The sequence below is a fragment of the Geobacillus zalihae genome, assembly GCF_030414215.1.
GTDB lineage: Bacteria > Bacillota > Bacilli > Bacillales > Anoxybacillaceae > Geobacillus > Geobacillus zalihae.
The window spans coordinates 569,501-588,795 of sequence record NZ_CP129217.1 but is presented as its reverse complement, the minus strand read 5'-3'; the positions used below and the strand labels follow the sequence as shown (position 1 = coordinate 588,795).

General features: G+C 54.9%; 21 protein-coding genes. 8 read left to right on the top strand and 13 right to left on the bottom strand.

Going from position 1 to position 19,295, the window contains the following annotated elements; translation table 11 throughout:
* Positions 1-177: 177 nt before the first annotated feature.
* The 3 genes from QWV57_RS03040 to QWV57_RS03030 form a co-directional block, all read right to left on the bottom strand.
* Complete coding sequence (locus QWV57_RS03040) at positions 178-1,041, bottom strand: Cof-type HAD-IIB family hydrolase (protein ID WP_015374026.1); 864 nt, start codon at positions 1,039-1,041, stop codon at positions 178-180.
* Between the two features lie 133 nt (positions 1,042-1,174).
* Positions 1,175-1,534, bottom strand: coding sequence for a YlbF/YmcA family competence regulator (locus tag QWV57_RS03035; protein ID WP_013146245.1), 360 nt, complete (start codon positions 1,532-1,534; stop codon positions 1,175-1,177).
* Positions 1,535-1,605: 71 nt separating this feature from the next.
* On the bottom strand, positions 1,606-2,739 hold the full coding sequence (locus QWV57_RS03030; RefSeq protein ID WP_015374025.1) for a DUF445 domain-containing protein: 1,134 nt from the start codon (positions 2,737-2,739) through the stop codon (positions 1,606-1,608).
* A 126-nt stretch (positions 2,740-2,865) separates the two neighbouring features.
* Here QWV57_RS03030 and QWV57_RS03025 point away from each other — a divergent pair, with 126 nt between their 5' ends.
* From QWV57_RS03025 to QWV57_RS03010, 4 genes are read left to right on the top strand one after another with little or no spacing between them, the layout of a single operon-like run.
* Complete coding sequence (locus QWV57_RS03025; protein WP_015374024.1) at positions 2,866-3,942, top strand: YheC/YheD family endospore coat-associated protein; 1,077 nt, start codon at positions 2,866-2,868, stop codon at positions 3,940-3,942.
* Between the two features lie 6 nt (positions 3,943-3,948).
* Positions 3,949-5,016 (top strand): YheC/YheD family endospore coat-associated protein, encoded by a 1,068-nt coding sequence (locus QWV57_RS03020; protein WP_129446776.1) that lies wholly within the window; start codon positions 3,949-3,951, stop codon positions 5,014-5,016.
* A complete protein-coding gene (locus QWV57_RS03015) occupies positions 5,013-6,362 on the top strand; it encodes a YheC/YheD family endospore coat-associated protein (RefSeq protein WP_015374022.1) in 1,350 nt (449 codons plus the stop codon). The genes QWV57_RS03020 and QWV57_RS03015 overlap by 4 nt, the downstream gene beginning before the upstream one ends.
* On the top strand, positions 6,356-7,522 hold the full coding sequence (locus QWV57_RS03010; protein WP_081132734.1) for a YheC/YheD family endospore coat-associated protein: 1,167 nt from the start codon (positions 6,356-6,358) through the stop codon (positions 7,520-7,522). The genes QWV57_RS03015 and QWV57_RS03010 overlap by 7 nt, the downstream gene beginning before the upstream one ends.
* Here QWV57_RS03010 and QWV57_RS03005 read toward each other — a convergent pair.
* Positions 7,482-7,883, bottom strand: coding sequence for a hypothetical protein (locus QWV57_RS03005; RefSeq protein ID WP_011230138.1), 402 nt, complete (start codon positions 7,881-7,883; stop codon positions 7,482-7,484). The two genes, QWV57_RS03010 and QWV57_RS03005, sit on opposite strands and share 41 nt — an antisense overlap.
* Before the next feature lie 115 nt (positions 7,884-7,998).
* Here QWV57_RS03005 and QWV57_RS03000 point away from each other — a divergent pair, with 115 nt between their 5' ends.
* The 3 genes from QWV57_RS03000 (at position 7,999) to QWV57_RS02990 (ending at position 10,558) form a co-directional block, all read left to right on the top strand.
* Positions 7,999-8,187, top strand: coding sequence for a hypothetical protein (locus QWV57_RS03000; protein WP_015374020.1), 189 nt, complete (start codon positions 7,999-8,001; stop codon positions 8,185-8,187).
* 239 nt (positions 8,188-8,426) lie between these two features.
* Entirely contained in the window at positions 8,427-9,317 is an 891-nt protein-coding gene (locus QWV57_RS02995) for a PucR family transcriptional regulator (protein ID WP_041470640.1), read from the top strand.
* Between the two features lie 128 nt (positions 9,318-9,445).
* The gene (locus QWV57_RS02990) at positions 9,446-10,558 is read left to right on the top strand and encodes an ABC transporter ATP-binding protein (protein WP_013146253.1); all 1,113 of its coding nucleotides are present in this window, start codon (positions 9,446-9,448) and stop codon (positions 10,556-10,558) included.
* 85 nt (positions 10,559-10,643) lie between these two features.
* On the opposite strand, the gene QWV57_RS02985 is transcribed toward QWV57_RS02990, so the two are convergent.
* Positions 10,644-10,886 (bottom strand): hypothetical protein, encoded by a 243-nt coding sequence (locus tag QWV57_RS02985; RefSeq protein WP_081132733.1) that lies wholly within the window; start codon positions 10,884-10,886, stop codon positions 10,644-10,646.
* Positions 10,887-11,175: 289 nt separating this feature from the next.
* On the opposite strand from QWV57_RS02985, the gene QWV57_RS02980 reads away from it, so the two are divergent.
* Positions 11,176-11,388: an alpha/beta-type small acid-soluble spore protein gene (locus tag QWV57_RS02980; protein ID WP_011230133.1), complete on the top strand. Its 213-nt coding sequence runs from the start codon at positions 11,176-11,178 to the stop codon at positions 11,386-11,388.
* Positions 11,389-11,472: 84 nt separating this feature from the next.
* Here QWV57_RS02980 and QWV57_RS02975 read toward each other — a convergent pair whose 3' ends face one another.
* From QWV57_RS02975 to QWV57_RS02940, 8 genes are all read right to left on the bottom strand, one after another.
* Positions 11,473-12,744: a hemolysin family protein gene (locus QWV57_RS02975; protein WP_015374018.1), complete on the bottom strand. Its 1,272-nt coding sequence runs from the start codon at positions 12,742-12,744 to the stop codon at positions 11,473-11,475.
* 561 nt (positions 12,745-13,305) lie between these two features.
* Positions 13,306-14,331, bottom strand: coding sequence for a thiazole biosynthesis adenylyltransferase ThiF (locus QWV57_RS02970; protein ID WP_015374017.1), 1,026 nt, complete (start codon positions 14,329-14,331; stop codon positions 13,306-13,308).
* Entirely contained in the window at positions 14,328-15,095 is a 768-nt protein-coding gene (locus QWV57_RS02965) for a thiazole synthase (RefSeq protein WP_013146257.1), read from the bottom strand. The genes QWV57_RS02970 and QWV57_RS02965 overlap by 4 nt, the downstream gene beginning before the upstream one ends.
* 1 nt (position 15,096) lies before the next feature.
* Positions 15,097-15,300: a sulfur carrier protein ThiS gene (thiS, locus tag QWV57_RS02960; RefSeq protein ID WP_020755221.1), complete on the bottom strand. Its 204-nt coding sequence runs from the start codon at positions 15,298-15,300 to the stop codon at positions 15,097-15,099.
* Positions 15,297-16,430 carry a glycine oxidase ThiO gene (thiO, locus tag QWV57_RS02955; RefSeq protein WP_129446775.1) on the bottom strand — a complete coding sequence of 378 codons (1,134 nt, stop codon included), beginning with the start codon at positions 16,428-16,430 and terminating at the stop codon, positions 15,297-15,299. The genes thiS and thiO overlap by 4 nt, the downstream gene beginning before the upstream one ends.
* A 3-nt stretch (positions 16,431-16,433) precedes the next feature.
* Positions 16,434-17,039 (bottom strand): thiazole tautomerase TenI, encoded by a 606-nt coding sequence (tenI, locus tag QWV57_RS02950; protein ID WP_013146260.1) that lies wholly within the window; start codon positions 17,037-17,039, stop codon positions 16,434-16,436.
* Positions 17,040-17,055: 16 nt separating this feature from the next.
* On the bottom strand, positions 17,056-17,838 hold the full coding sequence (locus tag QWV57_RS02945; RefSeq protein WP_015374014.1) for an energy-coupling factor transporter transmembrane component T family protein: 783 nt from the start codon (positions 17,836-17,838) through the stop codon (positions 17,056-17,058).
* Positions 17,835-19,289, bottom strand: coding sequence for an ABC transporter ATP-binding protein (locus tag QWV57_RS02940; RefSeq protein WP_081132728.1), 1,455 nt, complete (start codon positions 19,287-19,289; stop codon positions 17,835-17,837). The genes QWV57_RS02945 and QWV57_RS02940 overlap by 4 nt, the downstream gene beginning before the upstream one ends.
* Positions 19,290-19,295: the final 6 nt, after the last annotated feature.

Sequence of the window (19,295 nt, the reverse complement as noted above, 5' to 3'; positions counted from 1 at the left end):
GCTGTTTCCTTCGTCAAGCGGAAGAATGCACCTTTGCCACCGACTTTATGGAAATGACTCCCGCCCGGCCAACTAGATTAAAAAAGCCGGGCATTCGCTCCGGCCTCATTTTTATGATTTTCGTGAAAACGGCAAGCGCCAGTTGTCCGCTCACGGTTCGCTCCCCGCTCAAGCTTCTTACTGTTTCGTTTTGAGTTTTTGCAAAAACTCGATCCGTTGCTGTTTGCGGAAATGTTCTTTCACCATGTAGGCGACGCCGAGCTGTTCGTTCGAACGCGTCACCCAGTCGGCCGCCCGCTTCACCTCAAGCGGCGCGTTCCCCATGGCGACGCCGAGCCCAGCCGCTTCAATCGCCGGCAAATCGTCAAGGCCGTCACCGATCATCACCGTTTCTTTCAACGATACGCCGATATGTTGAGCCAACCGGCGCAACCCCGCTAGTTTAGACACTCCTTGCGGGACAATTTCCATTTTTCCGTTTGGCTGCATAATCATATCAATGGACGGAATCGATTTCGTCAATAAAGCGGCCGCTGCATCCCTCTCTTCGTCTGTAGCAAAATATACATCAATTTTCGGCACAGCGATCGGTTCGTCCATCAACACGTCGCCAAGCGAGTCGACAAATTGGGTCGGATAGAAAAACGGGTCGCTTGAGGAGAGAACCGTTTGCACGACAAGGTTTTTCTTCACTTTCTTCCGATTGCCGAGCGAATACCGCTCATGCATGAGGCGGATGTTGCAGTTGAAGTTTTCCAAAATTTGCACGATATTAAACGTCCGCTCCTCAGGGATCACGGCGTCAAACAGCCTATCATCAAGCGTTCTGGCAATCATCGCTCCTTGGAATGCAATGAGCATCCCATCAAGCCGCAGCGCTTTCGCCACTTTGCGGGCGGAAAGCAAATTGCGGCTCGTGATTAACGTAACATAAACTCCTTTTTTCTTCACATAGTCGACCGCCTCTTTCGTTTCGCGCGGCAGGCGGCCGTTGTTTTTTAAAATCGTTCCGTCAATGTTGAGCGCCAACAGCTTATACACGGCTGTCTCCCCCTTTTGTCCGTCTCAACCTCTCTTGCCGCCGCCAGCAAGCTGGCGGCGGCTTTGCATTCCTTATCATTTTCATGACTATGACGAAACGGACAAAAAAAGAACACCCGACCGGGTGTTTTTCCTATCTTCCTTCCATGAATGAACGGTGCAACTCCTCAAGCGGCTTCATGGCGATTTGCTGAACCTCGGCAATGGTTATGCTCATTTGCTGCTCGAGCGCCATCAGGCGGGCGAGTTTCTCGTTTTGCTGGGCGAGCGCCATCGCCTTTTGCGCCTGTTCGATTTCATCAGGCAAAATGGCCGCCCCGCGCATCTGTTTTTCATGGAGCCGAAGCTGGATGTCGCGGACATTCGCGAACATTCGATAGGCGATTTCATCTCGGCGGACATCTTCGTATGCCCGTTTCAGCTGCTGAAACGGCTCGCTCGCCCGAATCGCCTGCTCAAGCTGTCTAGCGAGCGCATGAAGGGGTTCAGACATAAAAAGAGCCTCCTATACGAATATCGTTCACGTTCTAACGTATGCGCCATCTGACGGCGATATGCCACAGCCTACAGCCATAAGCCAATGACGCCTTGAACGGCGCCGATCAGCCCGCCAAGCAAGGCGCCCAAATACGTAATCATCTTTAGTTCACGGCGGGCGATCGATAAAATGATCGCTTCCAACCGTTGCAACGAAAATGACTCTACTTGTTCACGGACGATATCTTCAAGCCCAAGCTGCGCCACGATTGCCTCAATCTTGCCGCTAAGCAGGCGGCTGGCTGCTTCCGCCGCCTGCGGGATGAGACGACCAAACAAGGGCTGTTCGTATGGGGCGAGCAGTTCGGCAAGCGGACGGTTCAGCCATCCGCCGCTTTGCACCAAGCGGCGGACAGCCGACCGCACCGCTTCATCGATGCGCCGGCGGCCGATCATCTCTTCCACGGTTGCGAGCGGATAGTCCAACCATTTGTTCCACTCCGTCCAAAGAAGGCGGGAGAGCACCTCTCTTGTGCCAGCATGGCGCAAAAATTTACCGAGCTCCGCCTGCACCTTATCGACGAAATGGACATTGCCAAGCAGCATCTGCAGCATATTTCCAACCATCCCGCGCTCTTGGAAAAAACGCTCGATCATGCTGGAAATCTGCTGCTTTCCCTCCTCGCTGCGAAAGTAGTCAAGCGTCCTGTCGGCCAAATAACCCGCTAGACTTTCGACGCGCGCTTCCATCGTCTGCTTCAACTCCGCTGGCAATACATCGCGTATCGGCCGCAGACGCCACGTTTCGCTCCACCGTTCGTACGCTCGCTCAGCTTGCTCGGCCGCCATCGCTTCGAGCCGCTCGGCGGGAGAGCGAATACCGAGGCGTTCAAGCAACTCAGCCGGCGTTTCTTTGCGCGCAAGCCACTTTCGAAGCCATTCCCGCCCCCACTCGGCCATCTCGGCCGTAAAGGACGGATCCATGAGTTTGCGCCGCAATCCTTCCGGCGTCACCAAATGCTCCACGACCGTTTTCCCGAGCTGTTCGGCCAGCTCCCGCCGCCGCTTTGGAATCAATCCCGGCGTAAACGGCAGCCGTTTGCCAAACACGTACATCGGCTCATATGGGCGAAACAGCATCACGATGGCGATCAAATTCGTCACCCCGCCAATGAGCGCCCCGACCGCCACCATAAACAGCAAATAAACGAACGTTTCCATCCTCTTCTCCTTCCGTCCCCGCCGCTGTCACCAAACGGCGTCCGTCATCATACGATGGCGATATAAACGTTTGCCTAATTGTTCATTATAGAGCTTGCCTGACGAATGCGCAAATGAGGGACTGCGATGAGCAAACAACGAACGATGGCTGTGCTGACGGAAATCAATGAAACAAGTGAACGGGCTGCCTTTGGATCCATCCATCATTTTTGCGAGGAATTGGCGGCATATGCTAGAAAGCGTGGTCTCTTTTTTTACGTATCCTCGCCGGCGCTTTACTTAGAGGGAGTCGGCTATCAGTGGACCGAAAGCGGATGGGGCAAGCGGGACGTGCCTCCAGCCGATGTCGTTTACAATCGCCTTCACTCGCGCAAGCTCGAACGCTCCCCTTTGTTTGCCGAGCTGCTCGCCCGGCTTGCCGAAGAAAACGGGATGATGTTCAACCATCGCTTTTTGCATAAATGGGAAGTGCACTGCCATTTTGAGCGGCACGAGTACTTGCACCCGCACTTGCCGAAAACGGCGCTCTGGAGCGGTCAACATACGCTTGAGGCGTTCCTTGACGCTTTCCCATCCGTCTTTCTCAAGCCGATCTATGGCAGCCAAGGGCGAGGGATTTTCTGCCTCCAACATTCGGACGACGGAATTTGTCTTCGCCATTCCACTTCCGCTTCAACGGCCGTATATCGTTCGATGGACGCTTTAGCTTCCGCTTTGCGGCAACAAATCCGAACGCCGATGATCATCCAACAAGGGCTTGAACTTCGCACCCTCGACGGCCGCCCGGTCGATTTTCGCCTGCTTTGTCATCGCGTCCGCCACCATGATTGGCGCGTCACTTCCGCCGTCGCCCGCATCGCGCCGCCCGGCCAATTCGTGGCCAACCTTGCCCGCGGCGGGGAGCTCATGGCGGTCAATGATGTCTTGCGGAAGTGGTACACGAGAGTTGACGCGTTCCAGCAAAAACAGCTTCTGAGAGAAATCGCACTGGAATCCGCTGCCGTTCTCGCCTCGGAAGCGGAAGGACTGTATGGAGAGTTTGGCGTTGATCTTGCCATTGACATCCATGGCCAGCCGTGGATCATCGAGGTGAATACGAAGCCGTCGAAACAGACGGATATGGCCGCTTCCTACCAATCGGTCCGCCCGTCGGCGAAGGCGATCATCGACTATAGTTTGACATTGATGGAAGAAAAGGAGTGAACCGTTTTGCTTTCACTCGGTTTTGTCACCCTTGACGAACAGCAAGACCACACGTATTGCACGGAGGTGGCGAAACGCGCCAGACGCTACGGCATTTCCGTCTGCCGCTTTTCACCGCTATCGATCGATCCGCAGACGGAAAACGTCCGCGGCTTTCTCTTTCAAAAGGAAACGAACGAATGGACAAACGCCGTCTTTGCCATTCCGCCATTTTTATATGACCGCTGCTTTTACGGCCATGATGAGCGGTCCAAAAAAGCAAAACCGATTATGAACTGGTTGAAGCAGCGACCTGACCTCACGTTTTTAGGCTATGGCCTGCCGGGCAAATGGGACGTATATGAAGCGCTCTCCTCTCACCCGCTCTTGTCCGCATACGTGCCTCCGACTGTCCGTCTTGAGCGCGCCGATGATGTGCTTGCGCTTCTCCGCCGCGAACAAGCCGCCATCGCCAAGCCGGTGCACGGCTCCGGGGGACGCGGTATTGGCATCTTTCAAAAGAAAGGGAAGGCGCTGTCCGTCCAAGACAGTCACGGTCAAGAACAGGCCGTCATTGCCCGCCGAAGCGAGCTGGAACAACTCCTCGCCTCTTGGAGCCGCCGCGGCGAGTATGTCCTGCAGCCATTGCTTCAGCTATCGACCCCGGAGGGTGAACCGTTTGACCTCCGCATTCTTTTGCAAAAGGATGAAAACGGACACTGGGTGGAGCGGGTGCGGGCCGTGCGAGTCGGCCGACCGGGGGCATGGGTGGCCAACGTCTGCGCCGGCGCGGACATTCGTCCGTTTTCCGAGTGGCTCGACCGCCTTTCCTCTTCAAAACGTCTCTTCGTGCTCGATGGCGTTGAGACGATCATCCGCACGCTGCCAGTTTATATAGATCACATGTTCGGACCTTTGTTTGAAATCGGCTTGGATCTTGGTGCGACCGACAACGGGGCGGTGTGGATTTTGGATGTCAATTCCAAGCCGGGGAGAAAAGTGGCGCATCTTCTGCCCCCGGAGCAACAAAACGAACTGTACGAAGCGCCGCTTCGGTATTGCTTGTTTTTGGCCAGAGGGGGAAAAAGCCAATGACCTACACGTTGATCATTGACGAAAAACAAACAAATACAGTGATTCTTCCCGCCACGCTCCAAGCATCTAGGCAAACATCAGCCGCGTTCGGCAGCCTTGTCACCCCATGCCGGGTCATTTCTTCCCCCCGTCTTGTCGACCGTGTGATTGTGTCGCATGACGTTGCCCGATGCTTGTCGATCCCATTTGCCGCTGACGTTCATGTCTTTTTGACCGATGAAGCTGTTCACTTCGGGCCGCTTGTCGGCATTTTGACCGCCGGATTCACAAAGTCGCTCCACCGCCCGGTCGGCAGCCGGAGCTTCTTTTTTGCCAAGCTGCTGGCGCAAGAAAAGCAAGTCGGCGGATTTGCCTTTTTGTTTGGCGCGCCCCATATTGACTGGGAAAACGGCATGACGAACGGCTATTTTTACACGGAGCGCGGCTGGGAACGCCATACGGTGCCGTTGCCGAATGTCGTTTACAACCGGCTGCCAAACCGGCGCGTCGAAAAGGAGGAAGCGTTTCAAACGATGACGAAGACGTTGCAAACCACCTACGGCATCCCGATCTTTAACGGGTGTTTTTTCAACAAATGGGACATTTACCGCCGGCTCGCTCTTCATCCGAAGGCGCAGCCGTATTTGCCGGCGACGTCCGCCCACGTGACGCAGCACACCATTGAGCAGTTTCTTGCCCGCTACCGTGAAGCGTACATCAAGCCGGCCGACGGCAGCCTCGGCCGCGGCATTTATCATGTAGCGAAAAAAAACGCCTATGAATGCCGGTTCCGCGATGAAAGCGGAGAAATCCAAACAGTGCTGTTTCCGACCGCCATGGCGGTGTGGCATCATTTGCTCGCCCATGCGCCGCTTCACCGCTATGTCATCCAACAAGCGGTTCCGCTTCTTGCCGTCAACGGCCGACCGGCTGATTTCCGCGTTCACGTTAACAAAAACGAACACGGCATATGGCAAGTGAGCGCCATCGCCGCCAAAATTGCTGGAAAACAAAGCATCACGACCCATATGAACAGCGGAGGCATCGTCAAAACGCTGGAAGAAATTTTCCCGGATGCCGTCGAGCGCGAAATCATGCTTGCCCGTCTTTCTGACGCCGCCCTTACGCTCAGCCGTTGCCTTGATGAAGCATCAGAAACGTTGATCGGCGAAATCGGTTTTGACCTTGGTGTTGACCAACAAGGAAGGATTTGGATGTTTGAAGCCAATTCCAAACCCGGACGGTCGATTTTTAAGCATCCAAAATTAAAGGACGCAGACGAACGAACAGCGCGGTTGCCGCTCGCTTACGCCGTCCACCTCAGCAAAACAGCCATCACCGAACCCGAGGCGCTTTGGCCATGCTGACGATCGGCTACCGTCCTGACATCGGGGAGTGGGTGTGCAACAGTCCGGGCAGCCCTTATCGATTCGGCAGCGGCTGGGTTGCTCCCGCCGCTGTCCTTCCCGATCTCGTCTTTCCCGTAAGCGAGCAATATGGACGGGTGGGACCGCTCGTCGGCGTGCTGGTCAGCGCCTCGTCCCTTTCCGCTTTGCTGGCTGGGAAAAAGCCGTGGCTTGAAACCGTCATCCGCTCCATCCACAAAGCCGGCGGCATCTCCGTCGTCAGTGCGGCCGCCGGCATCGGAGAGAAAACGGTCTCCGGATATGTATTCGTTCCGACGATTCATCGTTTCATCGAAGCGGCCGCTCCACTGCCCGATGTCGTCTACAATCGAGTAAAAAGCCGCGAAGAAGAAGAAAGCGAGCCGTTTCAAACGGCGGCTGCCCAGTTGAGCGCCCATGGCGTTCCACTTGTCAACCGCTCTTTTTTCCGCAAATCGGACGTTTATGACGCGCTGCGGTCCGACCGCCGGCTCTGGCCGCATCTATTGCCGACGGCGCCTGTCCAAACAGCGGCCGATCTTCGCGCTTGGCTCCGCCAATACAGCTGCATTTACTTGAAGCGGGATGACGGCGCCAGAGGAATGGGGCTGTTTCGTCTCACCGCCTTGTCGGAGACGGAAGCCATTTGCGAATATCCGGGCGGCCAAAAACGGTTCTGCTCGCTCGATGCGCTCGCATCACTCATTCAGTCCGGCCGCTACATCGCCCAAGCATTGGCTGAAACGGACGAGTGGAATGGACGCCGCTACGATTTGCGCGTGCTCGCCCATTGGCACAACGGCCGCCATACGATCACCGGCATCGGTGTTCGTTCGGCCGACGTCGAGTCAGTGACGACCCATGTGTTTCATGGCGGAACCATCCTCCCGTACAAAGAAGTCAAGGAACGCATCGATGAAGCGGCGCTCGAGCGGCTTATTGCCTTGAGCGGCGCACGCCTTGGCGAACGGTTTGGCTTTGTCGGCGAGTTTTCCGCCGACATCGGCGTCGGAAGCGAACGCGAGCTTTACATTTATGAAATCAACGCCAAGCCGATGGTGTTTGATGAGCCGGAGATCGAAACGCGGCGGCTCGAGAGGCTCAATCAGCTGTTTGCCGAGCTCGCTCATCGTACGCCATAGCGAGAAACTGGCCGCTGTAGCGAAGCGCCTGGCGGAACACAGCATCAACCGCTTGTTTGGCGGCTCCATTTAAGCTTTGGCAGACGTTCTGGCATAACATCGCTTTTTCCCACTCAGCCGCCGCCATGGCTTGCAAGAGATCACAACGAGGTGCGCCTGCTTTGCTTTGCTCTCTTTCCGCTCGACCGTCGGCGTTAGCCCCAGCAACTAAATAATGCACGTATTGCCAAAGTTTACGCTGCCGCTCGGCTTCAGCCAAATAGACCGCCCATGCCTCATCCGTTTCCATCTCAGCGAGCTGCCGGGCTTTTTCTTCCGCCGCGGCGGTTGTTTCGAGCAATTTTTTGATCAGCATGATCATCGCGTGCCGCCCCTTTCTTGCCGCTTGTCCTCTTTCATCCATATGAATGGCATGGATAGCGTATGCCTCTTTTGGACAAACTTTAGGAAAAACGATGAGAGGAAGGAGCGAGATGATGGAACGAAATGAAGCCAAGCGCCGGGATTCATTGTACGAAGGGCGCGATGAATACTATATGGACATCGACCGCATGATCAACGAAGGGATGGCCGGAGGTGCTGTGTACGGCCACGGCGATGACGTCAACATGGAGGAAGCGCGCGATCTTGTCAAAGAAGAGCCGCCGTACGAAGCCGGCCAGTAAACGGAGCCGATTTTCCCGCCTCGGGAAAGTCGGCCTTTTGTTTTATGAAGCCTCTCCGCCAATGCGTTAGGCAGGGATCGTTCGAAACGACCGCTGTTGGCCAAGCCGCCCGTTCATCCTGCGGCTTTCCCGCTTTCATCCATTGTCTTTCTTTCCATTCGCGGGGATTTGGTATAATGAAAACAACGCCGATTCCTCTTCGGCGTGACATCATCCTTGACGGAAAGTGGTGCGCCGCGATGCTAAAAGAGCTCGAATCGCTTTATGAAGGGGACATCGTCATCAACGGTCAGCCGGAACACCCCGAAGATTACGAATGGTTTTATACCGCCGATGGTGATGAGATCGGCATCGCCAAGCATCGATTGACAGAGCAGGAGCGGCGATTGCTGGCGCTTTTTTTCACCCCCGCCGAGCGCCGACGCGAACCGGAAAGCGAAGAGGAGCGGGCATGGAAACGATGGATGGCAACCGGCGACCCAGCCGCGCTCGCTCGGCTCGCTGCTCCGTATTGCCGGTTCATTCATTTTACAGCCAGCCGGCCGATCGCCAACAAAGAGGAGTTTGCTGACGCCGTTCGCGGCTTATTTTCCTCCCCGGTTGCCATCGTCTGGGAACAAGATCGGCGCGGGCTGATCGTCGAAGCGAAACAAAAGCGGACGACGGAGCCGCCTTCGTTAGCGGACATGGCTGAGGCGCTCGCCGCTGATTTTTATACTGCCCTTCATTTATTGATCGGCCCAATCCGCTCCGTCGATGAACGGCTATATGAATCGTTTCTCCTTGAAAAAGAGTGTTTTTCCGCCGCTCGGCGCTTTTGGCCGAAACGAACGGTGTACGAATGGGAAGACGTCATTCCGCTTCCGCTCTTTGAAGAAGGAGCAGTCAGTGAGAAAGCCCGCCGGACCCTCTCGTTTCTTGACGGATTCGACGAGGAGGAAGTGCGGGCGATGGAGACGTTTTTGCAATGCAACTTAAACGTCTCGATGGCAGCGAAAAAGCTGTATATGCACCGCAATAGTTTGCAATATCGAATCGATAAATGGACGGAGCAAACTGGTGTTGACATCAAACGGTTCAAAGGGGCGGCAGCCGTCTATTTGGCTATCTTGCACCGGCGCCGTTCGTAATCCCCCGCTTTTTTGTCATGTCGCCGAAAATCGGCGGCATTTTTTGTGCACCTCGTCCATTTACGAATGTTCCTATTTTTCTATACACTAATGGCAAGAAAACGATTTCGGCGATGAGGAGGATGGTTATGGCAGAACTCATTCTTGATCATATTTACAAAATTTACGACAACAATGTGGTCGCCGTCAAAGACTTCAATTTACATATTCAAGACAAAGAGTTTATCGTATTTGTCGGCCCGTCCGGCTGCGGCAAATCCACCACGTTGCGGATGATCGCCGGCCTTGAGGAAATTTCCAAAGGCGATCTTTACATCGACGGCAAACGAATGAACGATGTGCCGCCGAAAGACCGCGACATCGCCATGGTGTTCCAAAACTACGCCCTGTATCCACATATGAGCGTCTATGACAACATGGCGTTCGGTTTAAAACTGCGCAAATTCCCGAAAGCGGAAATTGAAAAACGCGTCCGCGAGGCGGCGCGCATTCTTGGGCTCGAGCAATATTTGGACCGCAAACCGAAAGCGCTCTCCGGCGGGCAGCGGCAGCGCGTGGCATTGGGACGGGCCATCGTCCGCGATGCAAAAGTGTTTTTAATGGACGAGCCGCTCTCGAACTTGGATGCGAAACTGCGGGTGCAAATGCGCTCGGAGATCGCGAAGCTCCATCAGCGCTTGGAAACGACGACCATTTACGTCACCCACGACCAAACGGAAGCCATGACAATGGCCACCCGTCTTGTCGTCATGAAAGACGGCGTCATCCAGCAAGTCGGAACGCCGCGCGAGGTATACGAAAAACCGGAAAACATTTTTGTCGGCGGCTTTATCGGTTCACCAGCCATGAACTTCCTTCGTGGAACGCTGCAAGACGGCAAGTTTGTCGTCGGCCAAACATCATTTGGCATTCCGGAAGGAAAAATGAAAGTGTTGCGTGAGCAAGGGTATGTCGGCAAGGAAGTGATTTTAGGCATTCGTCCGGAAGACATTCACGACGAACCGCTCTTCCTTGAAGCATCTCCGGCGACGAAAGTTACCGCTCTCGTCGAAGTCGCCGAGCTGCTTGGCGCTGAATCGATGATCTATTTTAGCATCGACAACCAAGAATTGGTCGCTCGCATCGACGCCCGCACGGAAATCAAGCCGGGCCACCGGATTGACCTGGCGCTTGATATGAACAAAGCGCATTTCTTTGACGTTGAAACGGAACGGCGCATCCGAGCGGCGGATGAAAAGTAACCCCCCATTGTTGTTCATATAGATTCATTCGAAGGCGTTCCGAAAAAAAACAAGGAACGCCTTTCTTTTCACTCCATCAACAGCCTTATTCCTTGATAAAACGCACTTCCTCCTCATGGCAAGTCGGACAGTAAAACAAATGAACACATTCATGATTCGTATACGTGCGCAAATAGCCGTCGACAAGCTTCATGACGTCGTCATCCATGTACGGGCTGTAGTCATCGAAATAATCTGTAACTTTCCCATGATCTTCCATTGGTTGCCGGCAGTAGCTACAATACACCGTCACCCGGCGCAGCCCGTTGCACAGCGGGCATACATTCATGTTGCTTCCTCCTCTAGGATGTTCCTTATCTTTACATATTCCCTAATGGTGACAGCGGTAAAACGTTAAAAATTCCCATATTCTCCCCATGCATAACAGGCAAAAAACGTCCCAAACTATGAGTACCGCCAGCGAAACCACCCATCCGTTGCAACAGTGACGCTGGCGAAGCCAAAAGCGGGTGGGCCGGTGGGTTCAGCCAAGCTTGGCACATGCCTTGCAGCGTGAAGTGTTGGTGCAAATCCAACCACCCCAACCATCAAAAATTTTTAAGAGGAGATGATCAACGATGGCACGCAACAATAACAACAACCAATTGTTAGTCGCTGGTGCTCAACAAGCCATTGATCAAATGAAGTACGAAATCGCCCAAGAATTTGGTGTGAACCTCGGCGCTGACACGACTTCTCGCGCGAACGGTTCGGTCGGCGGCGAAATTACGAAACGTCTTGTCGCCATGGCTCAGCAACAACTTGGCGGCCAATTCGGCAACATTCAATAACCGCCTTAACGAACAACTTCATATAGATGGCAAACGCCCCGGGCCGTCAGCCCGGGGCGCTTTCATATGGAAACGGGGAGCGAATCAGGCGCCTCCCGCCTGCTCGGCAAGCGGTTGGCTCAATGAGACAAGCACTTTGCGAATACGGCGATTGTCGACTTGGCGGACGGTGAACGTCAGCGATCCATATTGCAACGTTTCGCCGACGGCTGGAATGCGCTCAAACATCTCAAAAATCCAGCCACCCAACGTATGCGATTCACTCTTTGGCACGTCGATGTTCATCACTTCGCAAAATTCATCCAGCGGCAGTTCGGCGCTGAACTCGAAGCTGTGCTCGTCGATTTGACGCACCGTTTTCACCGCCTCATCATGCTCATCCCATATTTCGCCGACAATTTGCTCGAGAATATCTTCGAGCGTAATCAAGCCAGCGGTGCCGCCAAACTCGTCGACGACGATCGCCATATGCACTTTGCTTTTTTGCAGCTCCGGCAGGAGATCGGACACTTTCATGGACTCGACAACGAACAACGGCTGGCGCAACAAATCGCGGATGCGCACCTCCCGCTTTTGCACAAGCTCGCTGAAAAAGTCGCTTTCCGACAAAATGCCGATCACGTTGTCAATATCCCCTTCATAAACCGGGATGCGGGAATATTTCTCTTCCAAAAACACGTCGCGAATCTCTTCAATCGGCTGGTTCACTTCCACCGCCACCATATCAGCGCGCGGCGTGAAAATTTCTCCGACCAAAATTTCATCAAAATCGAGCGAACGTTGGATCAATTCTTTTTCTTTGTTGTCAATGACCCCTTCCTCTTCACTCAGCTCAACCATCACTTTAATATCTTCCTCCGTCACAGCCGGCACAGCCACCCCATTGGCGAACCTCTTGGCGATTCGATCTTTTAAGGCTTGGAGCGACGCCGTAACCGGCGTCATCAACTTCATCAGCGCATAGGCAAGACTGGCGTATCGGATGGCGAGCTGCTCCGCATGCTCTTTCGCCATCGATTTTGGCAAAATTTCACCGAAGACGACAAATAATACGGTCATCACCGCCAGCGTGGCAAACAAGCCCATCTGTTCCCCAAGCAACGAAACGGCGATGTCCGTAAACAGCACGACCGTCACGACGTTGGTGAAGCGGTTGGCCACAGCAAGCGCCAACAACACGCGGTCAAGCTGACCGATCACCGCTTGGAGGCGCTTATTGTGCAGATGCTCTTCCGCATAATGCCGCAACCGTGCCTTGCTTGCCAGGGAAAACGCGGCTTCTGCTGAAGCGAACAGCACATTGGCAAGCAGGGAGAGGAAAAACCACCCGAATAACCTTAACGGCCACTCTTCCAACGAATCTTCACACTCCTATGGATGGTGACGATGTTATTCATATCCATTTTTCCGCCGAATCATGCTTATGGAAACAACGTTGGCTGCACGGAGCGCGCGGCCGGCGGAAGCCGGCGTTGCCCTCCTTACTTTAAATATAACAAATTTTTCGCCAACTGACTACAGCTGGCGGTTTTTCTTCCACCATAAATCCAGTTTCTTGAATGAAAACATGGCTGTCTTAAAAGACCGTGCTCTCCTAAGCAGGGAGCAATAGATCGTTTTGATCGTGTTGAATTTATACAGCAAATAACAAATAAGAAAAGGTGTCCCGATCCTTTTGGGACACCTTCACATCATGACTCAAACCAACAAGAACCAATGAAATACACAAGAACAAGCAATGAGGCAATGTTGAACGTCACCGACCACTCGTCCATTCCTTCTCCCTCCCTTTCCATCCCCGCTTTCATCATACCATATAGATGGCGAAAAAAAGGGGAGAGGAAGGACATGGATTTGACAGTTTGATGACATTGCCATATTAAGACGAAAGCGGCCGCCAATGCATGGGGTCTCGCTTTAGCCTAAATAGCGATAATAAATGGCTTTGGCTTCCTGCACATCTTTCGTGCCGTGCACAAGCGCACGGCCGTCGCGAAAGACAACCAATCGCTTGTCACCGAGCGAAACGGAGACAAGATACGGGTTCGCTTCCGCTTGAAGCCCTTGGCGGCGAAACAGCTCCGCCAATTCATTCAAGTCGTACTGGCGCAAAGCAGGCGGACGGATTTGCACGGAATCGCGCCCGCACAAGACGGCAGTCTTCGTCCGTTGTTCATAGGAAAGAAACGGATAAGATGGATAACGTCCGCACGTCGGGCAACTGTCCTTTTTCACCCCATCAATCCGAATGGCGGCATATTCGTTCGTCCAAAGGTCAAACGAAACGAGCTTGCCGCGGAGCGCCGACCAGTCCTCCACTAAAATTTTTAACACCTCAGCCATCTGATAGCTGACAACCATTTGCACCGCTGGGCTGATAATGCCGGCCGTATCGCACGTCAATCCCCCTTGCGGCACCGTTTCAAGCAAGCAATACAAACAAGGCGTGCGGTTCGGAATGAAGGCGCAGCTTAAACCGTAACTGCCGACACAAGCGCCATAAATCCACGGAATGTTGTACTTGTAGGCAACGTCATTGATGACAAGGCGCGTATCAAAATTGTCTGTCGCATCGATCCATAAGTCAGGACGTTGCTTGAGGGCGATCGTTTCCAATTCTTCCGGGCCGGCGTCGCCGACAATGGCCTCGATCTCAACCTCGCTGTTGATTTGTTCAAGGCGCCGTTTGGCGGCGATCGCCTTTGGCAGCCGCTCCTTCGCATCCGCTTCGCTGTAAAGCTGCTGGCGCTGCAAGTTGCTCCATTCGACGTAATCGCGGTCAATGATCGTCAATTTGCCGATGCCGGCGCGAACGAGCGCTTCGGCGTTGCCTGTGCCGAGCGCTCCGGCGCCGACTAACACGACATGCTTTCCCCGTATTTTCTTTTGCCCTTCCACGCCAATCGGTGCAAACAATTGCTGCCGGGAATACCGTTCGTTCAAACAACACTCATTCCTTCCGTTGGGCTGCTCGCTGACGCGTACCGTTTTTTCGGGATGCGTCCGGCTTCATAGCCGAGCCGGCCCGCTTCCACCGCCAGCTTCATCGCTTTCGCCATTTTCACTGGATCGGCCGCGCCGGAAACAGCGGTGTTCAAGAGCACCCCATCCGCGCCAAGCTCCATCGCCAGCGCCGCGTCCGCCGGTCCACCGATGCCAGCGTCCACAATGACCGGCACGTTCGCCTGCTCAATGATAAAGCTCAAATTGAGCGGATTGATGATGCCTTGTCCGGACCCGATCGGCGAGGCGCCTGGCATGATCGCATGGCAGCCAAGCTCCTCTAGCCGCTTCGCCAGCACGACATCATCGGATGTGTACGGCAACACAATAAACCCTTCCTCAAGCAGCATTTCCGCCGCTTTCAACGTCTCGATCGGGTCTGGGAGGAGCGTTTTGTCGCAGCCGATCACTTCTACTTTTATCATATCACACAATCCGGATGCCTTGGCGAGCCGGGCGATGCGCACCGCTTCTTCGGCCGTTTTCGCCCCGGCGGTGTTCGGCAAAAGCTTATATTTGCTTAAATCGAGCTGCTCTAAAAAGTTCGGCTGCTCCGGAGAAAAGATGTTCATCCGCCGGACGGCGAACGTTAAAATTTCCGCCCCTGATGCTTCCACCGCTTCTTTTTGCACGTCCAAGCTCGGATATTTGCCCGTGCCGAGCAACAGCCGCGAAGAGAATTCATATGGGCCAATTTTCAACATCTCAACCGCCTCCTACAAAATGAACGATTTCCACGCGATCGCCATCACATAGCGCCTTCGTCTCATACTCATGTTTTTGGATGATGCGGACATTGACTTCGACGATGCAAAGCTTGTTCTCAAGCCGGAAATGGGCAAGCAAATCGCCCACCGTTTTCACCTCGTCGGGCACGGCGACTGCCTCCCCGTTAATCACTAACGTCATTCCACCCCCACCTTTCCGATATGGCGTGTCAACGAAAATGGCGCAAGGTCAAACGCCGTCTCTTTCCGCTCCACTAAGTCGGCGACAAGCAGACCGGTCAACGGGCTGAGCAAAATGCCGTTCCGGTAATGGCCGGCAGCGACGAATAAGCCGCGCCGCTCCGGATGCTCGCCTAGATAAGGCAAGCCGTCTTCGGTCTGCGGCCGAATGCCGCTCCATGCCCCCACCCATTCCGCCTGTTCAATGTCCGGAACAAGACTGGCGGCGCGGTGAAGCAAGTTCATCACCCCACCGGCCGATACGCGCCGATCGAACGTGCCGGGCGTGGTCGTCGCTCCGATGAGCAGCCGGTTTCCTGATTTCGGAACGATGTAGCAGCCGTTTTTCGCAAATACAGTCGTTTTTAACAACGGAACCGGAGTGCGCACCATGACGCATTCCCCTTTGACCGGATAAACGGAAAGCGAAAGCCCGACCCGCGCGCCGAGCCGCGCCGCCCAAGCGCCGGAAGCGATGACGACCGCCTCGGCGGCAAACGTCCCGCCTGTTGTGTCTACCACATGCCCACTGCTGTCGGAACGGATGTCGAACACTTCCGTATACTCGTACAGACAAGCGCCGGCGGAGGCGGCGGCATAGGCGAGAGCGGCGGCCAAATCCGGAGCGCTCACTTGCCCATCGCCAGGGATGTACATCGCGCCGGCAAGCGCTTCCGCCGCAAGACGCGGCTCCATTTCAAGCTCCTCCCCTTTCGTGAGCCACTGCACCGGTTCGCCTATGCCCCGCCAAAATGTATAATGGCGATAGAGATCGTCTGCTTCCTCTTCCGTTGTCGCTAGTTTGATCAATCCTTTTTCGACAAGGCCGATATCGATGCCGGTCCTCTCCCTCAGCTCTTCAGCCAAGGCCGGCATGAGAGCTCGGCTTTGCAAGGCAAGCGGCACAAGCGGGCTTGACGTCGAAAACTCGGATTGCGCCCCAAGCATGCCGGCTGCCGCGCTTGACGCCCCGCTTCCCATCGTTCCTTTTTCAAAAATGGCGACGCGATGCCGCCGCTTGGCGAGCTCAAAACCGATGGCCGCCCCAATCACTCCGCCGCCGACGATGGCGACGTCATACCAATGCGTCATCCCCTATCCCCTCCCTTTCACGATGTCTGCCAGCCGTTTGGCCTCAGCAACGGGGTCAGCAGCGAAAAAAACAGCCGACAATACTGCCACCCCGGCTGCGCCCGCTTCCAGCACCCGACGGGCGTTGCCGGCGTGAATGCCGCCGATGGCGATGACTGGAATGGACACGGCGGCCACGATTTCCGCAAGCGAGTCCAGACCGCGCGGCGGCAAACCGGGCTTGCTGTCCGTCGGAAAAATATGGCCATACAAACAAAAGTGAGCGCCATCCTGTTCGGCTTGTTTCGCCTCCTCCGACCCGTGCACCGAGCAACCAACCGTCAAGTCCGGAAACGAGCGGCGGACGGCGCGGACCGGCAGGCTGTGATAAGCAAGCTGCACACCTTTGACACCGTAGACAGCGGCGACATCAACCCGGTCATTGACGATGATTTTTTGCAGCGGCACCCCGACGCGAAGCAGTGCCGCGACAAACGCCGCCACTTCACGCGCCGTCTTCCCTTTTTCGCGAATATGAATCAGGTCGGCATACGGATGGGTGTGCGCACAAATCGCGGCGAATTCGTCAACCGTCTGACGCCCGGTGGAAACGAAATGGAGAACCCCCATCGCCATCCCTTTCTTTCTACCGTACATCGCTTATAGAAATATACGGATAATGAACACCGACATAGTAGGCGGCGAACATCAAAGCGGCAAACAAGGCGACAAGCCAAATATCATATTTGCCGAACCCGATTTCATAATAAAACGTGCGCCGCCCGCTGCCGGAAAATTGTTTCGCTTCCATCGCCACGGCGATGCGCTGGGCGCGGCGGATGCTTTGCGACAACAGCGGAATGGCGTAGCGCTTCATTTTGCTGAGGACGCCCTTATTCGGCACGCCGCGCACTGTTAACGCATAGCGGATCGCCTGAAACTCTTCAAGCATAATCGGCAATAGGCGAACGGCCGCCAAAAAACTGTACGCATACTTTGGCTTCAGTCTCAACTGCTGCATGAGCGAATAAAACAACGGAACCGGCCGGGTCGTCAGCGAAAAAATCAAGCCGAGAAGCCCAAGCGCCAAAGCGCGAAACCCGATGTGCACCCCGCGCCAAAAACTTTCCGCTGTAACATGGATGAGCCCCCAGCGAAACCATGTCGTCGTTCCCTCGCCAAACATCATCATCGATGAAGCCGTCGAAACAAACACGAGGAAAAACGGCAAAAACAGCCAAAACAACACATTCGCCGGATAGCCGGTGCCAAAGCAAAACAAAACGAAGAGAGCGAGCGAAACGTTAATCAGCACGTTCGGGTTATGAATGAACAACACCGCAAAAAAGAGCATGACGAGCACAATGAGCTTCAAACTCGGGTTCGCTTCATAAAGCCATGTTTCACGGCGCTGAATGTCCCAGTTCATCGCCATGTTCCTCCTTCGGCCAATACAGGCTCCACAGCAGCAAGGCGCTCATCGCGAACAAGCGCTCCATCTTCAACGACCCACCGTCTCGTCGCAAAACGACGGACAATTTGCTCGTCGTGGGTGACCATGATGATCGCCGCCCCTTGCTCACGGTATGATTCAAGCATCGCCAGCAACGCGAACGTGTTTTTCGCATCCTGCCCAAATGTCGGCTCATCAAGCAAAAAGAGGCGTTGGCCGGCGACGATCGAAGCAGCCACGCTCAGCCGCCGTTTTTGCCCGACTGACAGCTGGTACGGGTGCTGGTCTTGCTGCTCAACAAGGTCAAATTCACGCAACAGGCGGGTGATGGTTTCCTCGATTTCCGCTTCCGGCCGCCCTTCAAGCCGAAGCGAGTAGGCGAGCTCTTCGCGGACGGAATGGGCGACAAATTGCCACTCCGGATTTTGGAAAACAAACGCAATATGGCGGTAGAGCGGGTGTTGCCGCTTGATGTCGGCGCCTAGCAGCATATACTCTCCGTCCGTGCGGATGAGTTGCATAAGCGCGTGCAGCAACGTGCTTTTACCGGCGCCGTTTTTTCCGGTGACGGCAATCCATTCGCCGGCGTGCACCGTTGCTTTAGGAACATAGATTTTCGCCTCCCGGCCGCGGAACCCGCGAAAACGGTCGAGGCGAAGAAGCTCCTCGCCTTGATGGCGAGTTCGCTGCCTTGCCGTCCGGTCATAGTCGTCCCAGACGCCTGGATACCAGATCCCTTCAGCGGCAATGACGTCTTTATAGTCGGAAAACACCGCCTTCGCCTCGCCGTCGGCGATGATGCGCCCATCGCGGCCGAACAAGACAATGCGATCCACAAAGTCGAGCACATGGTCAATTTTATGCTCGACGATGATGACCGTTTTGCCGCGGCCCACCTTCTTCACCGTTTGCCATACCGCCTTCGTCCCTTCTTCATCAAGCAGCGCCGTCGGCTCATCCAAAAACAAGACATCCGGCTCAAGCGCCAGCACCGAAGCGAGCGCCAACCGCTGTTTCATCCCGCCGGAAAGCGTATGAATATCAGTATGCGGAGCGATCTCCAAACCGACTTGGTTCAGCAGCGCACGGATGCGGACGGGCATCTCGTGGCGCGGCACGCTTCGATTTTCGAGGGCAAAAGCGATTTCCTCGTCCGCATACGGCATGCAAAATTGCGCATCAGGATCTTGGAAAACATAGCCCCACCGTTCCGGCCGCTTAAGGCGCTCCGCTTTCATCGGCACATCGATCGAGTGGGGAATGATGCCAGCCATCACTTGCAATAATGTCGACTTGCCGCATCCCGACGGACCAAGGAGGAGCACTTTCTCCCCCTCGGCAATCGAAAGCGACAAGTCGCGAAACAGCAGCCCGTCGCTCCCGGGAAATTTCAGGCGCAGCCGATCAATCGCAATTGCTTGTTTCATCGCCAT

What these genes read in the sequence shown, in the direction of transcription:
- QWV57_RS02965 (WP_013146257.1), bottom strand. Translation starts at nt 15,095, where the DNA reads ATGTTGAAAATTGGCCCATATGAATTCTCTTCGCGGCTGTTGCTCGGC.
- QWV57_RS02945 (WP_015374014.1), bottom strand. Translation starts at nt 17,838, where the DNA reads ATGAACTGGGACATTCAGCGCCGTGAAACATGGCTTTATGAAGCGAAC.
- thiS (WP_020755221.1), bottom strand. Translation starts at nt 15,300, where the DNA reads ATGACGTTAGTGATTAACGGGGAGGCAGTCGCCGTGCCCGACGAGGTG.
- QWV57_RS03005 (WP_011230138.1), bottom strand. Translation starts at nt 7,883, where the DNA reads ATGATCATGCTGATCAAAAAATTGCTCGAAACAACCGCCGCGGCGGAA.
- QWV57_RS02940 (WP_081132728.1), bottom strand. Translation starts at nt 19,289, where the DNA reads ATGAAACAAGCAATTGCGATTGATCGGCTGCGCCTGAAATTTCCCGGG.
- QWV57_RS03000 (WP_015374020.1), top strand. Translation starts at nt 7,999, where the DNA reads ATGGAACGAAATGAAGCCAAGCGCCGGGATTCATTGTACGAAGGGCGC.
- QWV57_RS02990 (WP_013146253.1), top strand. Translation starts at nt 9,446, where the DNA reads ATGGCAGAACTCATTCTTGATCATATTTACAAAATTTACGACAACAAT.
- QWV57_RS02995 (WP_041470640.1), top strand. Translation starts at nt 8,427, where the DNA reads ATGCTAAAAGAGCTCGAATCGCTTTATGAAGGGGACATCGTCATCAAC.
- QWV57_RS03010 (WP_081132734.1), top strand. Translation starts at nt 6,356, where the DNA reads ATGCTGACGATCGGCTACCGTCCTGACATCGGGGAGTGGGTGTGCAAC.
- QWV57_RS03015 (WP_015374022.1), top strand. Translation starts at nt 5,013, where the DNA reads ATGACCTACACGTTGATCATTGACGAAAAACAAACAAATACAGTGATT.
- QWV57_RS03035 (WP_013146245.1), bottom strand. Translation starts at nt 1,534, where the DNA reads ATGTCTGAACCCCTTCATGCGCTCGCTAGACAGCTTGAGCAGGCGATT.
- tenI (WP_013146260.1), bottom strand. Translation starts at nt 17,039, where the DNA reads ATGGGGGTTCTCCATTTCGTTTCCACCGGGCGTCAGACGGTTGACGAA.
- QWV57_RS02980 (WP_011230133.1), top strand. Translation starts at nt 11,176, where the DNA reads ATGGCACGCAACAATAACAACAACCAATTGTTAGTCGCTGGTGCTCAA.
- QWV57_RS03025 (WP_015374024.1), top strand. Translation starts at nt 2,866, where the DNA reads ATGAGCAAACAACGAACGATGGCTGTGCTGACGGAAATCAATGAAACA.
- QWV57_RS03030 (WP_015374025.1), bottom strand. Translation starts at nt 2,739, where the DNA reads ATGGAAACGTTCGTTTATTTGCTGTTTATGGTGGCGGTCGGGGCGCTC.
- thiO (WP_129446775.1), bottom strand. Translation starts at nt 16,430, where the DNA reads ATGACGCATTGGTATGACGTCGCCATCGTCGGCGGCGGAGTGATTGGG.
- QWV57_RS02985 (WP_081132733.1), bottom strand. Translation starts at nt 10,886, where the DNA reads ATGAATGTATGCCCGCTGTGCAACGGGCTGCGCCGGGTGACGGTGTAT.